The sequence below is a fragment of the Shewanella sp. T24-MNA-CIBAN-0130 genome (genome assembly GCF_040310185.1).
Classification (GTDB): domain Bacteria; phylum Pseudomonadota; class Gammaproteobacteria; order Enterobacterales; family Shewanellaceae; genus Shewanella; species Shewanella psychromarinicola.
Genome location: NZ_JBEOPP010000028.1, coordinates 1 through 19,460 on the forward strand (window position 1 = coordinate 1; position 19,460 = coordinate 19,460).

The 19,460-nt window shown below is 41.3% G+C and carries 19 protein-coding genes and 1 pseudogene; 8 read left to right on the forward strand and 12 right to left on the reverse strand.

All coding sequences use genetic code 11. From position 1 onward, the window contains the following. Positions 1-485: 485 nt before the first annotated feature. The gene (locus AAEZ02_RS12325) at positions 486-2,072 is read left to right on the forward strand and encodes an LA2681 family HEPN domain-containing protein (RefSeq protein ID WP_351123260.1); all 1,587 of its coding nucleotides are present in this window, start codon (positions 486-488) and stop codon (positions 2,070-2,072) included. A 42-nt stretch (positions 2,073-2,114) separates the two neighbouring features. On the opposite strand, the gene AAEZ02_RS12330 is transcribed toward AAEZ02_RS12325, so the two are convergent. After that, complete coding sequence (locus AAEZ02_RS12330) at positions 2,115-3,065, reverse strand: IS110 family RNA-guided transposase (RefSeq protein ID WP_351123263.1); 951 nt, start codon at positions 3,063-3,065, stop codon at positions 2,115-2,117. Positions 3,066-3,695: 630 nt separating this feature from the next. Between AAEZ02_RS12330 and AAEZ02_RS12335 the strand changes: the two genes are divergently transcribed. Further along, positions 3,696-3,986 carry a hypothetical protein gene (locus tag AAEZ02_RS12335; protein WP_351123266.1) on the forward strand — a complete coding sequence of 97 codons (291 nt, stop codon included), beginning with the start codon at positions 3,696-3,698 and terminating at the stop codon, positions 3,984-3,986. A gap of 267 nt (positions 3,987-4,253) precedes the next feature. On the opposite strand, the pseudogene AAEZ02_RS12340 reads toward AAEZ02_RS12335, so the two are convergent. Further along, positions 4,254-5,106, reverse strand: a pseudogene (locus tag AAEZ02_RS12340) (IS91 family transposase); the annotation flags it as partial. Between the two features lie 19 nt (positions 5,107-5,125). Further along, entirely contained in the window at positions 5,126-6,016 is an 891-nt protein-coding gene (locus tag AAEZ02_RS12345; protein WP_351123269.1) for a tyrosine-type recombinase/integrase, read from the reverse strand. Positions 6,017-6,284: 268 nt separating this feature from the next. Here AAEZ02_RS12345 and AAEZ02_RS12350 point away from each other — a divergent pair, with 268 nt between their 5' ends. Next, complete coding sequence (locus AAEZ02_RS12350; protein ID WP_351123272.1) at positions 6,285-6,542, forward strand: type II toxin-antitoxin system Phd/YefM family antitoxin; 258 nt, start codon at positions 6,285-6,287, stop codon at positions 6,540-6,542. Further along, on the forward strand, positions 6,530-6,829 hold the full coding sequence (locus AAEZ02_RS12355; protein WP_351123275.1) for a type II toxin-antitoxin system RelE/ParE family toxin: 300 nt from the start codon (positions 6,530-6,532) through the stop codon (positions 6,827-6,829). Before AAEZ02_RS12350 ends, AAEZ02_RS12355 begins: the two co-directional genes overlap by 13 nt. 164 nt (positions 6,830-6,993) lie before the next feature. Here the strand turns inward: AAEZ02_RS12355 and AAEZ02_RS12360 are convergent, their stop codons facing one another. The 4 genes from AAEZ02_RS12360 to AAEZ02_RS12375 form a co-directional block, all read right to left on the reverse strand. Continuing rightward, positions 6,994-8,394: an AmpG family muropeptide MFS transporter gene (locus AAEZ02_RS12360; RefSeq protein WP_351123278.1), complete on the reverse strand. Its 1,401-nt coding sequence runs from the start codon at positions 8,392-8,394 to the stop codon at positions 6,994-6,996. Between the two features lie 100 nt (positions 8,395-8,494). Beyond that, a complete protein-coding gene (locus AAEZ02_RS12365; RefSeq protein WP_124012675.1) occupies positions 8,495-8,827 on the reverse strand; it encodes a hypothetical protein in 333 nt (110 codons plus the stop codon). Positions 8,828-9,158: 331 nt separating this feature from the next. Then, positions 9,159-9,743 (reverse strand): peptidylprolyl isomerase, encoded by a 585-nt coding sequence (locus tag AAEZ02_RS12370; RefSeq protein ID WP_124012348.1) that lies wholly within the window; start codon positions 9,741-9,743, stop codon positions 9,159-9,161. A 57-nt stretch (positions 9,744-9,800) separates the two neighbouring features. Then, a complete protein-coding gene (locus AAEZ02_RS12375) occupies positions 9,801-10,367 on the reverse strand; it encodes a YajG family lipoprotein (protein ID WP_351123281.1) in 567 nt (188 codons plus the stop codon). Between the two features lie 230 nt (positions 10,368-10,597). Between AAEZ02_RS12375 and AAEZ02_RS12380 the strand changes: the two genes are divergently transcribed. Together AAEZ02_RS12380 and AAEZ02_RS12385 are read left to right on the forward strand one after the other, a co-directional pair. Next, complete coding sequence (locus AAEZ02_RS12380) at positions 10,598-11,665, forward strand: DUF2804 domain-containing protein (RefSeq protein WP_351123284.1); 1,068 nt, start codon at positions 10,598-10,600, stop codon at positions 11,663-11,665. A 188-nt stretch (positions 11,666-11,853) separates the two neighbouring features. Next, complete coding sequence (locus AAEZ02_RS12385) at positions 11,854-12,741, forward strand: sterol desaturase family protein (protein WP_124012345.1); 888 nt, start codon at positions 11,854-11,856, stop codon at positions 12,739-12,741. Between the two features lie 24 nt (positions 12,742-12,765). Here AAEZ02_RS12385 and AAEZ02_RS12390 read toward each other — a convergent pair whose 3' ends face one another. The 3 genes from AAEZ02_RS12390 to AAEZ02_RS12400 form a co-directional block, all read right to left on the reverse strand. After that, positions 12,766-13,539, reverse strand: a complete 774-nt coding sequence (locus AAEZ02_RS12390; RefSeq protein ID WP_124012344.1) for a class I SAM-dependent methyltransferase — start codon at positions 13,537-13,539, stop codon at positions 12,766-12,768. A 119-nt stretch (positions 13,540-13,658) separates the two neighbouring features. Next, positions 13,659-14,600, reverse strand: a complete 942-nt coding sequence (locus AAEZ02_RS12395) for a sugar kinase (RefSeq protein WP_351123287.1) — start codon at positions 14,598-14,600, stop codon at positions 13,659-13,661. A 207-nt stretch (positions 14,601-14,807) separates the two neighbouring features. Continuing rightward, positions 14,808-15,992: a methyltransferase gene (locus tag AAEZ02_RS12400; RefSeq protein WP_124012342.1), complete on the reverse strand. Its 1,185-nt coding sequence runs from the start codon at positions 15,990-15,992 to the stop codon at positions 14,808-14,810. A gap of 330 nt (positions 15,993-16,322) precedes the next feature. Here AAEZ02_RS12400 and AAEZ02_RS12405 point away from each other — a divergent pair, with 330 nt between their 5' ends. After that, a complete protein-coding gene (locus AAEZ02_RS12405) occupies positions 16,323-16,733 on the forward strand; it encodes a hypothetical protein (protein ID WP_124012674.1) in 411 nt (136 codons plus the stop codon). Positions 16,734-16,749: 16 nt separating this feature from the next. On the opposite strand, the gene AAEZ02_RS12410 is transcribed toward AAEZ02_RS12405, so the two are convergent. Both AAEZ02_RS12410 and AAEZ02_RS12415 read right to left on the reverse strand, forming a co-directional pair. Then, the gene (locus tag AAEZ02_RS12410) at positions 16,750-16,926 is read right to left on the reverse strand and encodes a hypothetical protein (RefSeq protein ID WP_351123290.1); all 177 of its coding nucleotides are present in this window, start codon (positions 16,924-16,926) and stop codon (positions 16,750-16,752) included. Positions 16,927-16,959: 33 nt separating this feature from the next. Next, positions 16,960-17,229 (reverse strand): type II secretion system protein, encoded by a 270-nt coding sequence (locus AAEZ02_RS12415; RefSeq protein ID WP_351123293.1) that lies wholly within the window; start codon positions 17,227-17,229, stop codon positions 16,960-16,962. A gap of 135 nt (positions 17,230-17,364) precedes the next feature. Here AAEZ02_RS12415 and AAEZ02_RS12420 point away from each other — a divergent pair, with 135 nt between their 5' ends. After that, the gene (locus tag AAEZ02_RS12420) at positions 17,365-19,185 is read left to right on the forward strand and encodes an ABC transporter transmembrane domain-containing protein (RefSeq protein WP_164839444.1); all 1,821 of its coding nucleotides are present in this window, start codon (positions 17,365-17,367) and stop codon (positions 19,183-19,185) included. Positions 19,186-19,460: the final 275 nt, after the last annotated feature.

A 19,460-nucleotide genomic window follows, 5' to 3' on the forward strand; every position in this document is an offset into this window, starting at 1 on the left:
GGGTCTAGTAAGTATTTATGATGGGGCTAAAGATGTGTTTTTATCTTTTCTGCCGCAGAGCGGCTTCGTTCAACAAGGCATTTAAACGGAACTAAAACAGTGGGTTAGGTTTCGCTTCGCTGCACATTTTAACCCACAATTTTAGTCCGCTTAATGGGGCGTTGAACTAAGCCGCTGCGCGGAGCCAAATGAGGCTTCAATTGAGTTCATAATCCTCATTGAAACCGTTAGGTTTAAAGATGTAAGATAGAAAAATAAAATGAAAAGGAATTTCAATGAAAAACTTACCTGCTACTCAATATCAACAGTCCAAAACTGCTCTGTATCCCATAGCCAGCATCAAAAAAAGCAAATTCCTATAGCATGAAGCATGCCAATTAATTTTGACTAGGCATCGGCCAAGTCCAACAAGCGATTTATGCCTTGCAAACAGCGCAACGCATAAATACTAAAACGTTATAAATCTCAAGTGGAGTGCTCATAAAATGGAAGTAGAGATCGTAGCCATTGAGCTCAATAGACTGTCAGGATTGGTTGGTGCTGGAAAATTTGATGAAGCGTTATCTGGTGTTGAAATTCTGTATAGAGAAGTAAGCCAAGTTAATGAAAAAGACTCCACATTTTTTTTGGTCGTATCAAATGTTGCGAGTATATTTATTGATGTCGGGCATATGCTATATAACGTAGCTTCGACTCAAAAAGGTTTGGATATTTTAAAAAAATATAAAACTGAAATAATTGAGCAAATTAGTGAAGATGCATACTACTACAATTTAAGTAATGCGAAATCTAACTTGGTTAAAGAGAAAAACCCATTTAACCACACCTTTTCAACAATAGAGCAACTCGTAGAAATAAAGAAAGATCTTTGGAAAGCAATAAAATCATCAACCGATGGGTTTAACACAACCTCGCCAACTTATATTGTTAATTTAGGTAACTCACTAAAACAGCAGTTTCGCATATCTGAAGCTATGGCATGTTATGATCTTGTAAATTCATTTGAAATAGATATACCCCAATCTTGGATCAATAGGTCTGAAACCTTAATGATGTTAAATCAAGTTTCACATACTTACTCGATTCAAATGCTTGAACAAATTAAAGAGGGTTATGAGAAAGTTATTTTTTCGGAAGAAATACCACCTCAATGGGTTGAACATTATAGAGAGCAAGTAAGGTTTCATCAAAATAAGATCGATGAAGCGTGTGTAGAAGCTGGTATTGAATCAGATGTTCATGACAAAGAAAAAACTGAGTCTGAATATCAACAGCTAAGCGATTATAGAAAATTCTGCTTAAGTCACAATCTAAGTTTATCAGAGCATGGTCTGTACTGTTCATGTGTGGGTAGTTCTAGAGATAATTTAACTATTCCAACTACTGAGGGTGTGGTTGGCGATTTTGTTATTCCAATGGAAATGGTATTAAACCGATTAAAGTCAGAGTTTTCATTTTCTCGACATTTATATTTTGAATACGTATCAATTGGCCAAGATAATGAAGTGCTTCATGATTCGTGTTTCTCTGAGTTATTTAATGATGAGTTGCTTGGTTTAGATGTAGAAAAATTAAGAACTTCTTTCCGTTCATGCTTTGGTATATTAGATAAAATCGGTATTGCAATTTGTCAGTTATTTGATTTATATCCTCCTAATGGAATGGTTTATTTTCAAAGTTTTTGGCAACTTGATCGTGATAATCGCCGAGAAAAATTTAATAATTGTAAGAATCCTGGCCTCCTCGCTTTGTATAGTATTGCAACAGATTTAAATGAAAAAAAAGATGGAGAATGGTCATTCCTCAAACAATGGCGAAACGATTTAGAACATGAATTTGTCGTTGTCCATAAATCTGAAAAACCTAGTGATATTTATAAGTCTTACGACTTCATGGGAAATATTGTATTTATTAAAGAAGAAGATTTCATCGAACATTTAAAGCGTTTATTACAGTTAACTCGTTCTGCAATATTTTCTTTTGTATTCGCTGTACGTCATAAAGCGATAAATGAAAAAAAAGAAGGAGCTATTTATCTACCAAATAGCATTAATAGCCAAGATTATTTATGAAAAACGATTTATAACAAGAGACTATGGCGTCAATAGTTAATTTTATGCTTTTGGCGCTTCCCATAAAACACCATCTCTTAGCATCGAATTTAAGATCACAACCATCTTCCTGATGCAGGCAATAATAGCCACTTTCTTTGGTTTTCCTGCAGCCACTAATCGCTGATAAGTCCCTTTAAAAACGGGGTTAGACTGTATCGCTGACATCATGGCCATGTATAAAACGGTTCTAACTTGATGTCGTCCTCCTTGGATTTTTCGGTGGCCTTTGAAGCGTCCACTTTCTTTATTCATTGGTGCTACACCGACTAACGAACTGGCTTCTTTGTTATTGATATAGCCTAATTCCGGTAGATTGCTGATGATTGACGCTGCGGCAATTTTACCTATCCCTTTCATGCTTTGCAGGATGAGGTTTTTAGCTTGATAGTCAGGGTTTGACTCGATGAGATTGACGATTTTAGTTTCAATTTTTGCAATCTGATTTTTAAACACCGTCAGGATAGGTTTGATGGTCATCGCAAGTTCTTTCGGAAGAATTTGAAGTCTATTCTTCTCCATAGTTTGCATGACCAGTAGTTGATTTCGTCTTCCGACCAAATCGCTCATAGCCTGCATGATATCGGGTTTTAGCGTTGATAGACGAGGTTTGATGGCCTCACTGTAATGAGCGATAAGTTGTGCACCTAGCTTATCGGTTTTAGCTCGTTGGCCAATTGCACCAGCAAAGCGTTTTATGTGTACAGGATTAGCGATAACGAAGGGTAAATTGGCATTAGCACAAGCGATGATAAAGGGCATTTCAAGCCTCCCAGTCGCTTCTATAACAATACGTTCAGGGTTGTGTTTTTTTATGAGTCTCACGGCTTCTTTGATGCCTTTATCATCGTTAGACACGGTAAAATAGATATCGAGTGGTCGAATATAAATGTCGAGTTGGTACTTGCCAGTATCGACACCGACGTTAATGTTTTGATTAGTTTTTGTTTTCATAATAAGCTAACTCTTGCTTGCAAATGCGGGTTCGAGACCCAGTAGACTATTCGAGTATTTTGCTTGGAGTCGTTTGTCGCGTTCTTTCTTGTTATCGGTCTCTCAATAGAGGATCCGTCATTCAATCGAACTACGACAAATGAAAGCTTTAGTTGCAGCTAAAGCCTGGGTCTCACATTACCCGAAACTGGGAATTATGTGTAATTAGGTGGGTTTATTATCCATACAAGGCATTTAAACGGAACTAAAACAGTTGGTTAGGTTCCGCTTCGCTCCACATTATAACCAACAATTTTAGTCCGCTTAATGCGGCGTTGAACTAAGCCGCTGCGCGGAGCCAAATGAGGCTTCAATTGAGTTCATAATCCTCATTGAAACCGTTAGGCTTAAAGATGTAAGATAGAAAAATAAAATGAAAAGGAATTTCAATGAAAAACTTACCTGCTACTCAATATCAACAGTCCAAAACTGCTCTGTATCCCATAGCCAGCATCAAAAAAAGCAAATTCCTATAGCATGAAGCATGCCAATTAATTTTGACTAGGCATCGGCCAAGTCCAACAAGCGATTTATGCCTTGCAAACAGCGCAACGCATAAATACTAAAACGTTAGGCATTCAGGAGAGTTAAGTGTTAAATCGTATTTTATTTGTCGCATTAATTATTTTTGGTGTTAGTGCTTGTCAAAGTACAGGTGTAATTCCTATGGGTCATGGTACTTATATGATCGGTAAAAAAGATGGCTCTCCTGGTTTAGGTGTTTCACTTAGTAATAAAGCTGAAGTTTATAAAGAGGCTAATACTTTTTGTCACGAGAAAGGGCTTAAAGTTGAAACTATTAAAGTAACCGTTTCACCTGCTAAATTAGCAAAACTTGGCTCTACAGAGTTAGAGTTTAAGTGTGTAACAACAGAGCAATAAATGCCTAACTAATAAGGATAGGCCGCGCGAAGCCGCGTCCTTATCCCAAGTGTTGAACAAGCCCGAACACCTGAGAGTGACTCTTTATTATGTAAATAACAGCTCGAGAAAACGCGCTGTTTGATGTGATAGTTATCGTGCTAATTTTCTGTAGTCAGCAAGCTACCTTAGCCTCTCTGCTAATTGTTTTAACGCTATATTTTCAGTATCTTAAATTATCTCTCTTCATCGTATTCATTAAGCCATTATCCTTCTTATTTTCCAGCGTTAGGTTATGAGCCGTAAGTTTGTCGGTCGTTTCACTATGCCCATAAAACGCATTGGTTGCTGACAGCAGGGGCAACTGCGCGTCGCTAATCTGCGCTTTATCTCGGGAATGATTGGAAACATTGCCCCTGCAACTGCTAGCATAAGCTGTATTTGTTGCCTGAGCTTTTTGGCATTGCCTCTGAGCAGTCCACTGTTTGTTACAAGAGTCTCTCACTCGTCTTAATCCCTTCGGCAATACGTGTTGCAGTATTAACCAGAGAAATTCTGTGGCGGGTAGAGTACGGACTTTCTTCGATTTGTTTTGGCTGTCTTCAAACTCGAAACCCACTTGACCCTCGACATGACTGACGATGCTTTTGTCGGGCAGAACACCACGATAAAGATAGCGTGATAGATACTGCAACGCAGGCAAGCCTTTGCCCACATGCTGGCAGTCTACCACCCACTTTTTGGGCAGTGAGGTTGGCAGTGTGAGGTTACGTTTTGCCAAATACTCCAGCAAGCGCGCACGCCAGACGTTGGCAAGGTTAAAGGAGTTGAACAGGTACTTTCCCTTATTCTTTTTCCAGTGCTTTTGAGTTTTGTTGAAACTGCCTGCGGGGATGATGAAGTGAATATGCGGATGGCTCTTGTTAATAGATGGGGCACGTCGCCTGTTGTGAGTATGAAGTACGCCGGTAAAACCAATATCACCGGCAAGCTTAGGTGAGTTAAGGCCAAAGTCTTTGAGCACACTGGCAGCGACGGAGAACATGGCTGGATAGAGCGCTTCTGGGTGATATTTAGCAACAACACGCAGTTCATATGGCAAAGTAAATGTCACCATAAAGTAATCGACAGGCAACATTTGCGTAAAATATCGATAAACTTCATATGTCACACTCCCACTTTAACACCAAACTATTGGTGAGCTGGTTAACCGACAAGGCTGTATTTTTTCTCGTAATCGTCGTGAGACGGGTGTAACGGGCGGTGGTGTTGAGGCTGTTGTGACCGAGTAAATGCTGTACTAAGCGTAAATCTAACCCTTGCTCTAGCAGATGAGTGGCATAGCTGTGGCGTAAATTATGTGGGCTAATGGATTTGTGAATGTTGCAGTCGCTAATCACTTTTTTCATCGCCTTTTGAATGCCACCACGGTCCATCATTGAGCCTGGTTTACCGTCTTTACCAGGAAATAAAAGCTGAGGATGACGATGAGTTTGCCAGTAATATCGCAGCGCTAACAATGTGCGCTGTGGTAAGGGTATTAGCCTATCCTTGCCGCCTTTGGCGTCACGAATATGCACCTGCATCAACGCAGAATCAATATCGCCAACCTGTAATGAAACTGCTTCACCCAAATGAAGGCCCATGTTGTAAAGGGTTAAAAAGCACACTTGATAAAGTAGTTGATGGGTGAGGCTAATCACAATAGACACTTCAGCAGGAGTGAAAATATCGGGTAAGCGTTTGACCTGTGGTGGCTTGACGATGTTAAGCCACTGCCAGGATTGGTTAAGGACATACCGATAGAAAAACTGTAATCCATTACGGTCAAGTTTAACGGTACTCCAGGAGTGAGAGGCAATTAAATCAGCAAAGTAGCGTTTTAAATCATTGGTTGAAAGGTTATCAGGACAGCAGTCAAAATAAGCACTAATACGCCTAACGGCACGGCTATAGGCATCGATGGTTGCAGGCCGCTTACCTTGCAGTGTTAAATTGGTAAGATGTTGTTCATAAAGAAAATCAAAGCGTTGTTGTTCGGATGTGTTCATGGTGATACTCCTAGGTGAGCAACTTCAATTAGGTCGCTTCTAGAAAGTATTATTGATGAGATCAATTTGAGTGTGATTTTATCTTTTTCTGCCGCAGAGCGGCTTCGTTCAACAAGAAAATCAAGCAGGACTAAAAACAGTTTGCTCGGTTCCGCTTCGCTACACACTTTAGCAAACAATTTTTAGCCTGTTATTTGGGCGTAGCGGTATTTCCCAACTCGCAATCAAAGTGCTACTATAGTGATACATTTTTAGGTCGAGATATGTTATGAGAGTTGAACTCGTTACAACATTGAAGCGTCACGCTACGAAAATTTTATCCGAACTTCACTCTACTAAAGAACCCGTATTAATTACTGAACACGGTCAACCTTCAGCATACCTTGTAGATGTTGATGATTTTGAATTTATGCAAAAGCGAATGCAAATTCTTGAAGCTATTGCGAAAGGAGAGTCTGCAATAAGCCGAGGGGAAACTAGCTCAAATATTGAAGCTAAAGAGAAAATGAATAAATGGCTGAAATAATTTGGACAAACCCTGCGCTTGATGACCTAAATGATATAGCAGAATATATTTCTTTAAGTAATATGTTGTCTGCTAAGACATGGGTCACAAACATGTTTGAAAAAGTGGAACGTCTTGACACTTTTCCTGAATCTGGAAAGGTACCGATAGAGCTAAGCAATCTAAATTATCGAGAAATTGTAGTTAATCCTTGTCGTGTATTTTATAAAATAGAAAATGGCAATGTTTTTATTTTGCATGTCATGAGGCAAGAACGTGATTTAAGAAAATTCTTACTGCTTACTTAAGGCCTTGGTGTGGGTGAAACACCACGACGTTAGTGGCCGCAGGCCATAAAAAATCCGTGCAGGGTGGAACCTTGCGACCTTAATCCAAACGAAGTTTGGAGGTATAAAAGAATGACAACAAACTGGTCATACAGTTGCTACAGTTGTGGTTTACCCACATCCGTTCACACATCAATCGAACCATCCGATGATGCTAGCTTCGCTGCAATCACTTGTTTTTGCGATCGATCAACCAACACCACTAACAACAACACCGGAAAACCAATCAAACTCGCTGCAACAAAGAAATTGATATAACCAAACGCATCAACATACAAACCCGAAAATCCAGCGATAAACTTAGGAAACAACAACATAATGGATGACAATAATGCATATTGGGTAGCGCTATAACCCGTGCTGGTTAAACTCGATAAATAGGCAATAAACGCCGCCGTCGCAATACCGGCACTAAAATTATCCACCGAAATCGCCAAGGTTAAAAATGGTACGTTATAGCCAATATACGCTTGCCAAGCAAACAGCAGGTTGGTGACCGCGACTAGCAAGGCGCCCAAGAACAGAATTTTCATGGTGCCATAGCGCATGATTAATACCCCACCAAAAGCGGCACCGACTAAGGTCATGATTAAACCATAGACTTTACTGATAAAAGCGATTTCTTCTTTACTAAAACCGATATCGACATAAAACACATTGGCCATAATGCCCATGACAATATCTGAGATGCGATAGCATGAAATTAACAACAGAATCAGAATGGCGCTTTTGCCATGACGTTTAAAAAAGTCAATAAAAGGCAATACGCTGGCACTGTATAGCCAAGCTAATGCTCCGGCGACTTTTGCAGGATACTTGGCCGCAAACTCCGCCCTTAATTGGCGTTCTTTATCGTCAGCGTATTTAGTATCAACTTGAGGTTCTTTACTGCATAGGGTGGTAATAATGCCAATGCCCATTAACATGGCCATAGCAAAGTATGCCGTTTGCCAAGCTTGTAGGTTATAAGCATCATTACCTGGTGATACCCAAGCCGCGATGGTTAACGCGCCAGCAGTAGCAATGATCATCGCGCTGCGATAGCCCACTTGGTATGCAGCGGCTAGCGCTGCTTGCATTTTTTCTGGAGCGGATTCAATCCGAAAAGCGTCGATTACGATGTCTTGAGTGGCAGAGGCGAAGGCTAACAGCAGTGCACATAACGCCAGACGGTCAAGATTAACCACAGGATCGCTAACCGACATGCCGAGAATGGCACCCACTAAACACAGTTGTGCAAATAGCATCCAGCCACGTCGTCGGCCTAAAAAGCGGGTGAATAAGGGGAGCGACATACGGTCGACTAATGGAGACCATGCCCATTTAAAAGCATAAGTCAGCGCTATCCAGCTAAAGTAACCAATCGCGGCTCGATCGATACCCGCTTCACGTAACCAGAAACTGAGGGTCGAAAAAACCAGCATTAAAGGTAAGCCGGCAGAAAAGCCCATCAAGAGTAATATCAATACTCGTTTATGGTAATAAACCGATAATGCTTCACGGGTACGAGACAAAAAAACCGACATAAGACAACTGGATGAAGGAGAATGGCTCTAGCTTATGTTGCAAGGGGCTTAGGTTCAAGCCATTCGAAGAGTTTATTCAATCAGTTTGGATTAATTAACCTTAAGGTCTGATACCAATACAGCTTTGTGGCACATTACCGCCAATATTGATGTAGTCGCAACATTCATTAACCTGCTGGCGTAAATACTGATTGCCTTTAATAGTCCAACCAGACCAATGATCAAAACAATACAATAAGTGCCAAAATACTTTTTCGGTATCGCTAGGTTGCTCGGTTAATTGATTAGAATGGTTTGATATAAATTGCCATTCTTCCAACACATCCCACATATACAGTTGTATTTCTTTGTAATCTAACTGATTGTCTAAAAAAGCTTTGCCGTAATAGGCAAGCTGTGGGGCTTTGGTTTCAATAAAATCATTAGCCGTCATCATAAGTGCGTCCTTGAGTATTTGGAATGCGGTTGCGAATAATTGCGCAGCTAACTGAGTGAGTGAATAAAATAGAGTATAGACGTTAATAACGTTGTTGAAGGTGAAAACCTTAAAAAAAGTGTCATTTTGTCATTCTATAGTGCTATTAGTTGATTTATAAGCTAGTAAAAATATACAGGGTAAGAAGTAATTGCATCATCATATGAGCTAAAGATAGCCTTATTAATGATAATGATGCTGGTATTGGTTAAAGGTGCTCGACGGTAATGCGCGAATAACGATGGTATGCGCGCATTACCGTCGATAGGTATAGACGAATAGCAGGAGATTAGCGAGGCAGTAAGGTGGCCTTTTTTAGCATAACAGTATTTACCGGAAAATCGGGCCAGTTTAGCGTAGTGTTATTTTCAGTCGGTACCAATGAAATAGCTTCTAATACCTCCATTCCTTGAGTCACTTCACCAAAAACAGTATAGCCCCAGCGACGTTTAGACGGGTCTAATTTGGTATTGTCAGCCAGATTGAAGTAAAACTGCCGTGTTGCTGAATGGGGGTTGTTATCTCGAGCCATTGCAATTGAACCAAGAGAATTTGATAAACCATTGCCAGATTCATTCACTACGGGATCGTGTGAAGGGCGTTCTTCTAGTTTAGTGGTTAACCCACCGCCTTGAACCACAAATTCGGCAATGACACGATGAAAAATCGTATTATCATATTCGCCTGTAACCACATAGGTTAAAAAGTTATCCACGGTAAGCGGTGCACGGGTGCGATCTAACTCAACCACAATTTTTCCCATTGAGGTGTCAAACTCAACTTGCGGATATAAGGTGTTTTTTTGAATATCAACCGCGGCATGGGTGTGTAAACTGGTTAATAGCAATAGACATGTGGCTAGCCATTTCAACATAATCTTCAGTCCTTTTATTGACATCTTTGATGCCAATACGTGATGGCGCGAGTTGGGTTAACGTTGAATAAACTGGTGTAATTCTTCATCGTTAAGTATTTCAGTGGTAAGTTTATCAACTAGTTTGGTGATATCTAATTCAAGCGTTGCAAAATCAGGGCTTAACGGGCCTTTTAAATAACCGTTAGCATTATACGATTTAGTGAATTCTTGCTGTGAATTTTTAGCCAATACGTTGATCACTAAGCGTGTTTTTGATTCAAAACTGAACGTGGTATCAGTGACATCAGCCAACAAATAATTTAGCTGAAACTGCACTGAATTGCGTGCGGCAGGATCTATGACATAACCCGCTTTTTTTATCCCATCACGGAACAGCTTTTCCAGTTGTTGACGGATCGGCTCACTGGCGCTCACCAGTCTAGGCGCTTTGCCTTCTTCATTAAAACGCACCACAAAGCTTGCTTCGCGAGTGTCGATGGTGTCTACCATCACAGGGAAATCCGCTTCAGTTTGTAACTGGATCCGACCCAGAGTGGGATTAAGACCAACATGAGTCGGTTCATGACTGGCGCAAGCTGTTAACAATAATGTAGACAGTAAAATAGTGATTAGTAACTTCATGAGACAACAATAACGAGCAATAGGTAGATAAATCATACCAGAATTTGTCTGGGTTTCCAGTATCGCTAGGGTTATGTTGTTATTAAAGATAACTCAAGTTATGTGCGTCACTATTCATACCGGTGTAACTAATAATCAATATTCCGTTTGCCCCCCCTTTTTACTGAGAGACACGGCATCAATGTTACTCGGTTGTTGACATTAATGACTGATCAATTCAGGTTAGTGTTATGCAACTTAAGTCAGATAAACAATGTGATGTAGGTAATGTAATGCAACATAAACAACCACAATTGGCTCCAGATAAATTGATCAAAACTAATGGCCAGCCAGTATTTGGCTTATTTGATGGGATTGTTGATTCACTCAATGTTAATCAATTTGTTTATTCGACGGTAATGGACAAACCCGCATCGACATTGGCTAAGCATTTCGATTTTAAGCAGTTCCAGTTTGTTAACATTATTACCCCTCATTATATTATTGCTGTTGCGATTGCCGATATTCGCTATGTCGCCAATGGTTTTTGTTACCTTTATGACATTAACACCAACAAGCTTACTCAAACGCAATGGTTAACCCCGCTAGGGCTTGGGTGCCAGTTAAGTGATTCTCCAAAACGTGGGCGCGCCGAGATTGGCCGTAAACAAAAAGGTATTGTTATTGATATTGTCGACGGACAATGGCAAGTCGAGATTAATCTTGCAGACATACAAGCCAATTTACGTATTCAACCTGCGCCATTGAGTTTACCCATCAGCTTGTGTACTCCAACAGGTTATAACGGCTGGACCTATACTCAAAAGCATAATGGCTTAGCCGTAACGGGGCAATTAACCATTCATCATGAACCGCAGCCTTTACAATATGCGCTGGCGGGTTATGATTTTTCGGCCGGATTTATGCGCCGTGAAACCAGTTGGCGTTGGGCTTCAATCAATGCCCAAACTGAAGACGGTGTTATTGGGTTGAATTTGGCGGCTGGGGTTAACGAAACCGGTCAGACCGAAAATGTCATGTGGGTAAATGGCGAGCGTCACTTGTTGGGCTGCGCGCAGTTTGATTTTAATCGACACTCACAACAAGATTTGTGGCATATCACCACCAATGATGGTCAAGTTGATTTGTATTTTAGGCCGTTAAATCAACGTAGCGAAAAGCTGAATTTAATCTGGTTAAAAAACAATTTTAGACAATACATTGGTTATTTTAGCGGGATGATTGGCGATAATAATGGCAAACAATATCGCTTAAAAAACCAGCTAGGCTTAACAGAAGATCATTTTGCCAAATGGTGATGACGACTAACGGTGTCGACTAGATAAGTGATTTTTTAGTCTATGGTCTATGGCCTATTAAAAACGGATTATTAAAAGCGGTTTACTAAAATGGGTTGTGCCGGAAGAGCGATTTGATTAGGAATGCGAAGTAGCGAAGCGTTATTACAAACGTTGTTAAAATAATAATAAATAGAAATGGATAACATATGGACATGGATTTACTGATAGCTCACCCAGAGTGGTTATTACTGGTGTTAGCGCCGATTTTTTTCGGCTGCATTTTATTGGAGTGGTGGTTTGGTGTTCGCGCCCAGCGATTGCCGAGTAATGCTCAATATCGCCCCGGCGAAGTGTTGTGTAATTTTGTATTGGCAGGCATGCATCAAGTGGCGGATATTATCGCGGGCTTATTGATTGCGAAGATCTATTTACACTTTTTTGGCTGGCGCTTATTTGATATCGAAATGACATTATTCACTTTTGGTTTATTGCTTATTGCTCAAGACTTTTGTTATTACTGGTTTCATCGCGCTAGCCATCGTATTCGTTGGATGTGGGCGGCACATGTGGTGCATCACAGCTCTGAAAATATGAATTTCACTACTGCATTTAGACAAAGCTTAATGTATCCACTGGCGGGAATGTGGCTGTTTTGGTTACCGTTAGTGGTGATTGGCTTTGATCCTAATTGGGTGGTGTTTGCGGTGTTACTTAATCTTGGATTGCAGTTTTTTGTTCACACCCAAGCGATTAAGTCGTTAGGGCCGCTAGAGTTGATTTTTAATACGCCGTCCCATCATCGTGTTCATCATGGGCGTAACCCGCAATATATCGACAAAAATTATGCCGGGGTGCTGATTATATGGGACAAAATTTTTGGTACGTTCGAGCCTGAGATTGAAACCGTGGTATACGGTATTACTAAACCGGTAAACAGTTTTAACCCGATAGTGGTGACATTTAGTGAATGGCGCGAGATGTGGCGTGATGTCACCCAAGCGCAATTATCTCTAGGGCAGCGGTTACGAATATTATTTGCACCGCCCGCAACCCATCAACAGCCCCCCCCAAGAACGAATACCACTTTAAGCTAACCTAAAGCGGCGACGCGTTTACTTTTATACTACTTTTATTGCCTTGATAGAGTAAATAAGTGGCATGAGGTGGCCTTGATGTTTTAGCTGGTAACCTTTACCTGCCACAAACTCCAAACCTTCGACGCAGTTGTAGGGACTGTAAGGATGCTCGTTAAACGCTTCGATACTGAGTCCCGCATTAATGAGTGCGCTAATGACTTCGCTTATCGGATGCGGCCAAGTGACTACCGTTTCAATTTGGTCGTTGTGGTTTTCGGTGTAGGTGACTTCATCTTCGATATCCGGTTGTGTCTGGGGAAAGTATCCATAACCACACAACACATCATTAAAAGGGTGGAACTCAACCAAATGAAATTCACCGCCTGGACGTAATGCGCCAGCAATGGTTTGCGCCCAGCGGGTTAAGTCTGGTAACCAAGATAACACTCCGTATGAGGTGAACACGATATCGTATTGCTTGATATTGTTTTCACCAAATTGATAGATGTCCTGGTTAATGAATCTTGCCGATAATTGCAATTGGGCCGCTAGTTGCTTAGCCTTTACTATCGACTCGCAGGATAAGTCTACGCCAGTGACATTGGCGCCAAGTCTTGCCCACGATAAGCTGTCTTGGCCAAAGTGACATTGTAGATGCAACAGGCTTTTGTGGTGTACATCGCCGACCTGTTCAAGTTCAATGGGGTTTAATGATGACTTACCTTGGATAAATGCGTCTAAGTCGTAAAATGTTGAGTCGAGGTGGATTTGAGTTCGCTGGTTCCATGCGTGTTTATTGATGGCTAAATAGTCCATTTTCAATGTCTTCTTATTGCTTTTATAGGGTAAATTGTCCAAATGACTCAATAATATTACTTGGTTTGAAGCTAAAACACGAATGACTCAATAAGCGACAAAAGATGACTCTTTAGCTGTTATTGCATGATTAATTTTTGACGTTCAATAAATTGATGAAACTCAATTTTAGGTGCAATGGCGCCTTTATGCTGAATCACAAATCCCGCTGCTTGGGAGGCTAATTTAATGGCGGCGCTGATATCAACGCCAGTTAAGCGCGCGCCTAAATACACCCCGTTGAACGAGTCGCCCGCTGATGTGGTGTCGATAACGTTTTTTACTGGTGTAATCGAAAAATGCTGTTGCTGGTCATTAATCACATAGTGAATGCTGTTTTTACCGCTTTTAACCACCAGTTCGTTAATGGCGTAAGGCTGGCAGAACGCAATGATGTCTTCAACAGAATGAATACCGTAAAGTTGATTAAAGTCATCAACACTTGGCAGTACGACATCGGCCACACTAAACGCAATATCAAACTGTGCCTTTGCTTGGTCTGGACTGTGCCACATTCTTGCGCGGTAGTTAGGGTCAAACACAATACTGACACCCGCTTGCTTACATTGTTTAATCAGTAACCAAAATGCTTCGCGATCTTCTTCTTTAATAACCGCTAAAGAAATGCCTGAAAAAAACACCATATCCGCCTGAGAGATTTTACTGATGGCTGCTTCGTCAATAAATTGCATCATTTGCCGTGCTGCTGAGTCGCTGCGCCAATAAGTAAAGCTGCGCTCGCCATTACTGTCAGTTTGTATTGCATACAGGCCGGCAATTTTGTCAGTGCTTTTAAAGACCATATCGGTATTAATTTTTTCATCTTCAAAGCGTTGCAACATGGCCTGGCTAAAACTGTCTTGGCCAATGGCTGTGACTAGGTGCGTGCTAATATCGCTAAAGGTGCGCTTAAGGTAAACCCCAGTGTTATACACATCACCAGCAAAAGATTGCTGTAAGCTGGTGGCCGTTACACGTTGTAATTCGACCATACACTCACCAAATAAAAAAATACTTTTCACGGTTATAACTTCCTTTTTAACGTAAAAATAACGCTTACATTTTTTTAAAGACGACTTTGTATTGGTTAATTTGCGTATTAGGTTAAGTTGGAAATGCTTTAGTGGACATTCGCTCTAAGGTCTGCAAAAGTCATTCGTAGACCGGGTTGGCGCTTTATCCACTCTTGGTCAAGCGACTGAAGGGCTCACTGTCAGTCGTTAATGGGGTTATTTCGTGGCTTGTAAAATTACAAACTTACCATTGGATGCAACCGTGGTGCAGTTTTTAAAAATGCGGTTTATTTTAACGTGATAGGCCAAGTGCCGATTGCCGACGATATGTAATAAGCCACCTTTCTTTAAACGCTTATGGGCGTCAACAAACATTTGCCAAGCGATATGGTCGGTGATGGCTTCACCTTGATGAAACGGTGGATTGCATATCACTAAGTCTGGCTCAACACCTGCGGGCAAGTTGCTCAGGCAATCGTCCCAATGGAAAAAGGCTTGAGGCGCCGCTGGGTTTTGACCATCTGGGTTTTGGGCCTGAGCGTTTGTGGTGTGAGTCTCTAAAGCGTTAGCTTGCCAATTATGCTTGGCCGAGGCTATAGCCATATCAGAATCATCCACAAAGTGAATATGCGCATCGGGATAACATTGCTTTGCGTGTAATCCTAAAATGCCGTTACCGCAGCCTAAGTCTATAATGTGGTTGAATTCACCTTTGGGCATGTTGTCGAGCATAATCCTTGCGCCGATATCGAGTTTATTGGCAGCAAATACATTAGCAAGATTACTCATAGTGAGTTTGAGCTCATCGACATTCCAACTCACCGCTTTTGCTAATGGGCGTTGTTTGCCATCGCTAATACAGCTGATAACCCGTGTGTTTTTCCACGCTAAACTGGCTGAGGCTGGGCCAAGGTTTTTTTCAATACTGGCCAGCAATGCTGGATTAATTGACTTAGCTTTAGCCCCAATCAGGACTTTGGTTCCTGCAGGTAGCACTGTGGATAAACGGGCAAGTTGCTGGCCAAAGTAGTGTAGATTTTTCGGCAACTTCATCAGCACTAACTGAATATTTTGCGGCAATGTATCGCGGCTATTTAACCAATGTATGTCGCTAGGTGCCAGTTTGTTGTGTAATAAATTTTGCTGACAGCCCAGTAAACTGGTTTTTGCATCCGTTTCGACAAGCAATGAACTGTTTGGGTTTTGGGTTGCTAAGGCACACGTTAGCGCCCCAAAGTTATCATTAAGAATGGCGGTAGTGGTTGCTGTTATTTCGGCGTCGATTAAATATTTGATTAGGTGTTCATCAGCGGCATCCCATGCTTGTAAGTTTGATGCTTGTTGGCTTGGATAACGAAAAAGCTCAAGCTCTATACCTGAACAAGCAAATTGGGTTGTCATAACTGTGTTACCTAATAAAAGAATATCGATAAAATAGCCAGATATTATCTCAGATAACACCTAGCAGCGCGAGGCTTAGGCTTAAACAAGTTAATAAGGACAATTAGCCTAGTGCCGCGATTCTATCGGTTATCTGTCTTTCCTCCTGGAATAGCTATTTTTACACTCCATGTTGAATTTTTAATATAAACAAGGTGATATAAATATTTTGCTTTGATGGTAAATCATTATTCGGTAAAAAGACTCATGCAACAGAGATAATTGCTATTAACGGTACGGTTGAGTAATATCAATCTATTGCCGTAAAATAATGGTTTTCAAGGAATAATGATGAAAGGTGCTGGTGGAACATCTGGTGGAATGGGTCAGTTCTTTATTGGGTTAGTGATGATCTGTGGTGGCTTTTATATGTTGTTAAATGCTATCAAAGTAACCAGCTCATTTGGTTTTAGCAGCCATTTATATCAGCTGGGCGGCTTTGGATTTACCAGTGGCATGGTGATGATACCCTTTATGTTTGGCGTGGGAATTATGTTTTATAACGCTAAAAATATTCTCGGGTGGTTGCTGACATTTGGTTCGTTAGTGGCGTTGATTTTTGGGGTAATAAGCTCGATTCATTTTCGTTTTTCTTACATGAGCGCGTTTGATTTAATCGTTATTTTGGTGCTCAGCGTGGGTGGTTTAGGCTTGTTTTTACGCTCTTTGAAAGCGATTGAAAAGCGTTATCCTGAATCTTAATGGCATTTTTGGGCTGTTAACAGCCGCTGGTTTGAACATTAATAATAGGGCGTTCCGTGGTTGATGTTGCTTGCCTATAACGTAAATAACACGCCGCTTTGCCAGCGTCCTCAGTGATCACTCCATGCCAGTATATCCATGCTCCAGGAAACACACTTTCGCGTTTGTTCCAATCATTTTCAGGTAGATTCATTAATAATGGTATACCCGCAGCGGTACCATCTGGCTAACCATAGGCCAACTTAATATCGACACCATCAATATTCAGCGTAGTTATCGCAAGCCTCTCGACGCCAGCAATAGCGGCTTTTGAATAGGTTAATGTTGCAGCTGACTGCATGGCTGTTTCCATTCCATCCATAGTCGACACTATTGCGTCAGTGCGTAAATCAATAAATTTACTTTGCGCGACAACGGCCAATAAGGCCAAAATAATCATAACAACAACCAACTCTATTAATGTAAAGCCGTGTGATTGTCTTATATTATTTCTCATGCTATTTTTCATCTTATTTTTTAGTGATACTAGCATCATTTTTTCGGCGGTCGTAATCCTGCTGTGTCGGCCCTTATTGTTAAGGCATCTACAATGTGGTGTTTTGTTGGTATTATCAGAATATCTTAGTTATATATGCTGGTTAATACTGTGACGAATCCAACGACTATTTCAACTGAGTCCCCATCTTCTGCTAAACCTCCTTTACGGCATTCTGTTTTACCTTGGATTTTACAATTTCTGTCTCCTTATCGTATGAAGGTAGTGGCGGCTATTGTATTTCTGTTTATTGGATCGCTGGCATGGCTATCGCTTGGGCAAGGTGTTCGGTTAATGGTCGATGAAGGCTTTATTGCTGATAATGCTGGGCGCTTGAATGAAATTATGTTGTTTATAGTTGCTATTACCGCGATCAGTGGCACTGCGGTTTTCTGCCGGTTTTATATCATGACTTGGCTTGGCGAGCGGGTCAGTGCTGATATTCGGTTACAGGTATACAATCATTTATTATTGTTATCACCTGCTTTTTTTGCGACTCAGCGAACGGGGGAGGTGATTTCACGATTTACCGCAGACAGCACTTTATTACAAAGCGTTGTTGGGTCCAGTTTATCTATGGCGCTGCGTTCAAGTGTGACTGTGGTTGGTGGCATCGTTATGATGGCTTTTACCAGTGTTAAATTGACGGCATTAGTGTTGTTAGCGGTGCCTTTGGTATTAGGGCCAGTCAGTTTTTTTGGACGGAAAGTGAGAACCTTGTCGCGGAAAAGCCAAGATAGGGTCGGCGATCTTGGTGCGTATATCGATGAGACATTACATGAAATTCATACTGTTCAAGCGTATACCCACGAAGCTAAAGACCGCCAACTCTTTGCCGACCGAGTTGAGGCGGTAATGGATGTGGCTAAAGGCAGGATCAAATATCGCGCACTACTGATTTCAACTGTGATGTTTTTAAGCATTGTGGCGATAGCCTTTGTGACTTGGATTGGGGCACAAGATGTTATGTCTGGCAGTATCACCGGTGGTGAGCTGTCTGCGTTTATGTTTTATGCCGTTATGGTTGCAGGCTCGGTGGCGACCATCAGTGAAGTGTTTAGCGAGATCCAACGCGCCTCTGGCGCAGCAGAGCGGTTAGTTGAGTTAGTTAATACGCCTATTGATATACCTGAGCAAGTTACACCGAATCAATTAGTCGTGCCTGTTAATGGTTTGCTTAGTTTTGATAAGGTGAGCTTTGCTTATCCGTCTGATCTGGGACAAGACGTGATCCGCCAGTTGTCGATAACGATTGCTCCAGGTGAAAGAGTGGCGTTAGTAGGGCCTAGCGGAGCAGGGAAGAGCACCATATTTGAATTAATGATGCGTTTTTATCAGCCTAAACAAGGGCGAATTTTATTAGATGGTATTGATATTTCGACTCTGACATTGGCTGACTTACGCCAACAGTATGCGCTTGTGCCGCAAGAGTCGGTGATTTTTGCCATGAATGTCCTCGACAATGTGCGTTATGGTCGCTTAGATGCCAGTGATGAAGAGGTTAAGCAGGCCTGTATTGCCGCTAAAGCGGATGAGTTTATTAGCGAGTTTACTGAAGGCTATTGGACCTACTTAGGTGAACGTGGAGTCCGTTTGTCTGGCGGGCAAAAGCAACGTATTGCTATTGCAAGAGCTATTCTTGCTGACAGACCAATATTACTGCTTGATGAAGCGACGAGTGCGTTAGATGCCATAAGCGAAATCAAAGTAAAGCAGGCGCTTGATTCACTTATGGCCAAACGGACTACGGTGATTATTGCCCATCGTTTGGCGACCGTGATCAATGCAGACCGAATTTTTGTGATAGATAAAGGGCTATTCGTTGCCAGCGGCACCCACAACGAATTAATGGCGAGCAATGAGCTATATCGTGAATTTGCCAGTTTACAGTTATTGATGGATAACGAGTTGTCATAATCGTTATCGCTTTAAGGTATGAGCTTGTGTGTGACGAATAAAAAAGATGCCTAGGCATCTTTTTTATTCAAATTGATTAACCGTGTTAAATGACGTTAATCACAGTTCGTTAATCACAGTTCGATAATCACAGTTCGATAATCACAGTTCGATAATCACAGTTCGATAATCACAGTTCGATAATCACAGTTAGATAATCACAGTTAGATAATCACAGTTAGATAATCGCACTTGATAACGACAGCTTGATGAGTGCTTATTATCCTGAGTTGAGG

Excerpts from the sequence above, each read along its gene's own strand:
- AAEZ02_RS12325 (WP_351123260.1), top strand. The coding sequence starts at position 486 with ATGGAAGTAGAGATCGTAGCCATTGAGCTCAATAGACTGTCAGGATTG.
- AAEZ02_RS12410 (WP_351123290.1), bottom strand. The coding sequence starts at position 16,926 with ATGAATCTACCTGAAAATGATTGGAACAAACGCGAAAGTGTGTTTCCT.
- AAEZ02_RS12415 (WP_351123293.1), bottom strand. The coding sequence starts at position 17,229 with ATGAGAAATAATATAAGACAATCACACGGCTTTACATTAATAGAGTTG.
- AAEZ02_RS12390 (WP_124012344.1), bottom strand. The coding sequence starts at position 13,539 with ATGGACTATTTAGCCATCAATAAACACGCATGGAACCAGCGAACTCAA.
- AAEZ02_RS12360 (WP_351123278.1), bottom strand. The coding sequence starts at position 8,394 with ATGTCGGTTTTTTTGTCTCGTACCCGTGAAGCATTATCGGTTTATTAC.
- AAEZ02_RS12370 (WP_124012348.1), bottom strand. The coding sequence starts at position 9,743 with ATGTTGAAATGGCTAGCCACATGTCTATTGCTATTAACCAGTTTACAC.
- AAEZ02_RS12400 (WP_124012342.1), bottom strand. The coding sequence starts at position 15,992 with ATGACAACCCAATTTGCTTGTTCAGGTATAGAGCTTGAGCTTTTTCGT.
- AAEZ02_RS12375 (WP_351123281.1), bottom strand. The coding sequence starts at position 10,367 with ATGAAGTTACTAATCACTATTTTACTGTCTACATTATTGTTAACAGCT.
- AAEZ02_RS12355 (WP_351123275.1), top strand. The coding sequence starts at position 6,530 with ATGGCTGAAATAATTTGGACAAACCCTGCGCTTGATGACCTAAATGAT.
- AAEZ02_RS12420 (WP_164839444.1), top strand. The coding sequence starts at position 17,365 with ATGCTGGTTAATACTGTGACGAATCCAACGACTATTTCAACTGAGTCC.
- AAEZ02_RS12380 (WP_351123284.1), top strand. The coding sequence starts at position 10,598 with ATGCAACTTAAGTCAGATAAACAATGTGATGTAGGTAATGTAATGCAA.
- AAEZ02_RS12385 (WP_124012345.1), top strand. The coding sequence starts at position 11,854 with ATGGACATGGATTTACTGATAGCTCACCCAGAGTGGTTATTACTGGTG.
- AAEZ02_RS12365 (WP_124012675.1), bottom strand. The coding sequence starts at position 8,827 with ATGACGGCTAATGATTTTATTGAAACCAAAGCCCCACAGCTTGCCTAT.
- AAEZ02_RS12350 (WP_351123272.1), top strand. The coding sequence starts at position 6,285 with ATGAGAGTTGAACTCGTTACAACATTGAAGCGTCACGCTACGAAAATT.
- AAEZ02_RS12345 (WP_351123269.1), bottom strand. The coding sequence starts at position 6,016 with ATGAACACATCCGAACAACAACGCTTTGATTTTCTTTATGAACAACAT.
- AAEZ02_RS12405 (WP_124012674.1), top strand. The coding sequence starts at position 16,323 with ATGAAAGGTGCTGGTGGAACATCTGGTGGAATGGGTCAGTTCTTTATT.
- AAEZ02_RS12330 (WP_351123263.1), bottom strand. The coding sequence starts at position 3,065 with ATGAAAACAAAAACTAATCAAAACATTAACGTCGGTGTCGATACTGGC.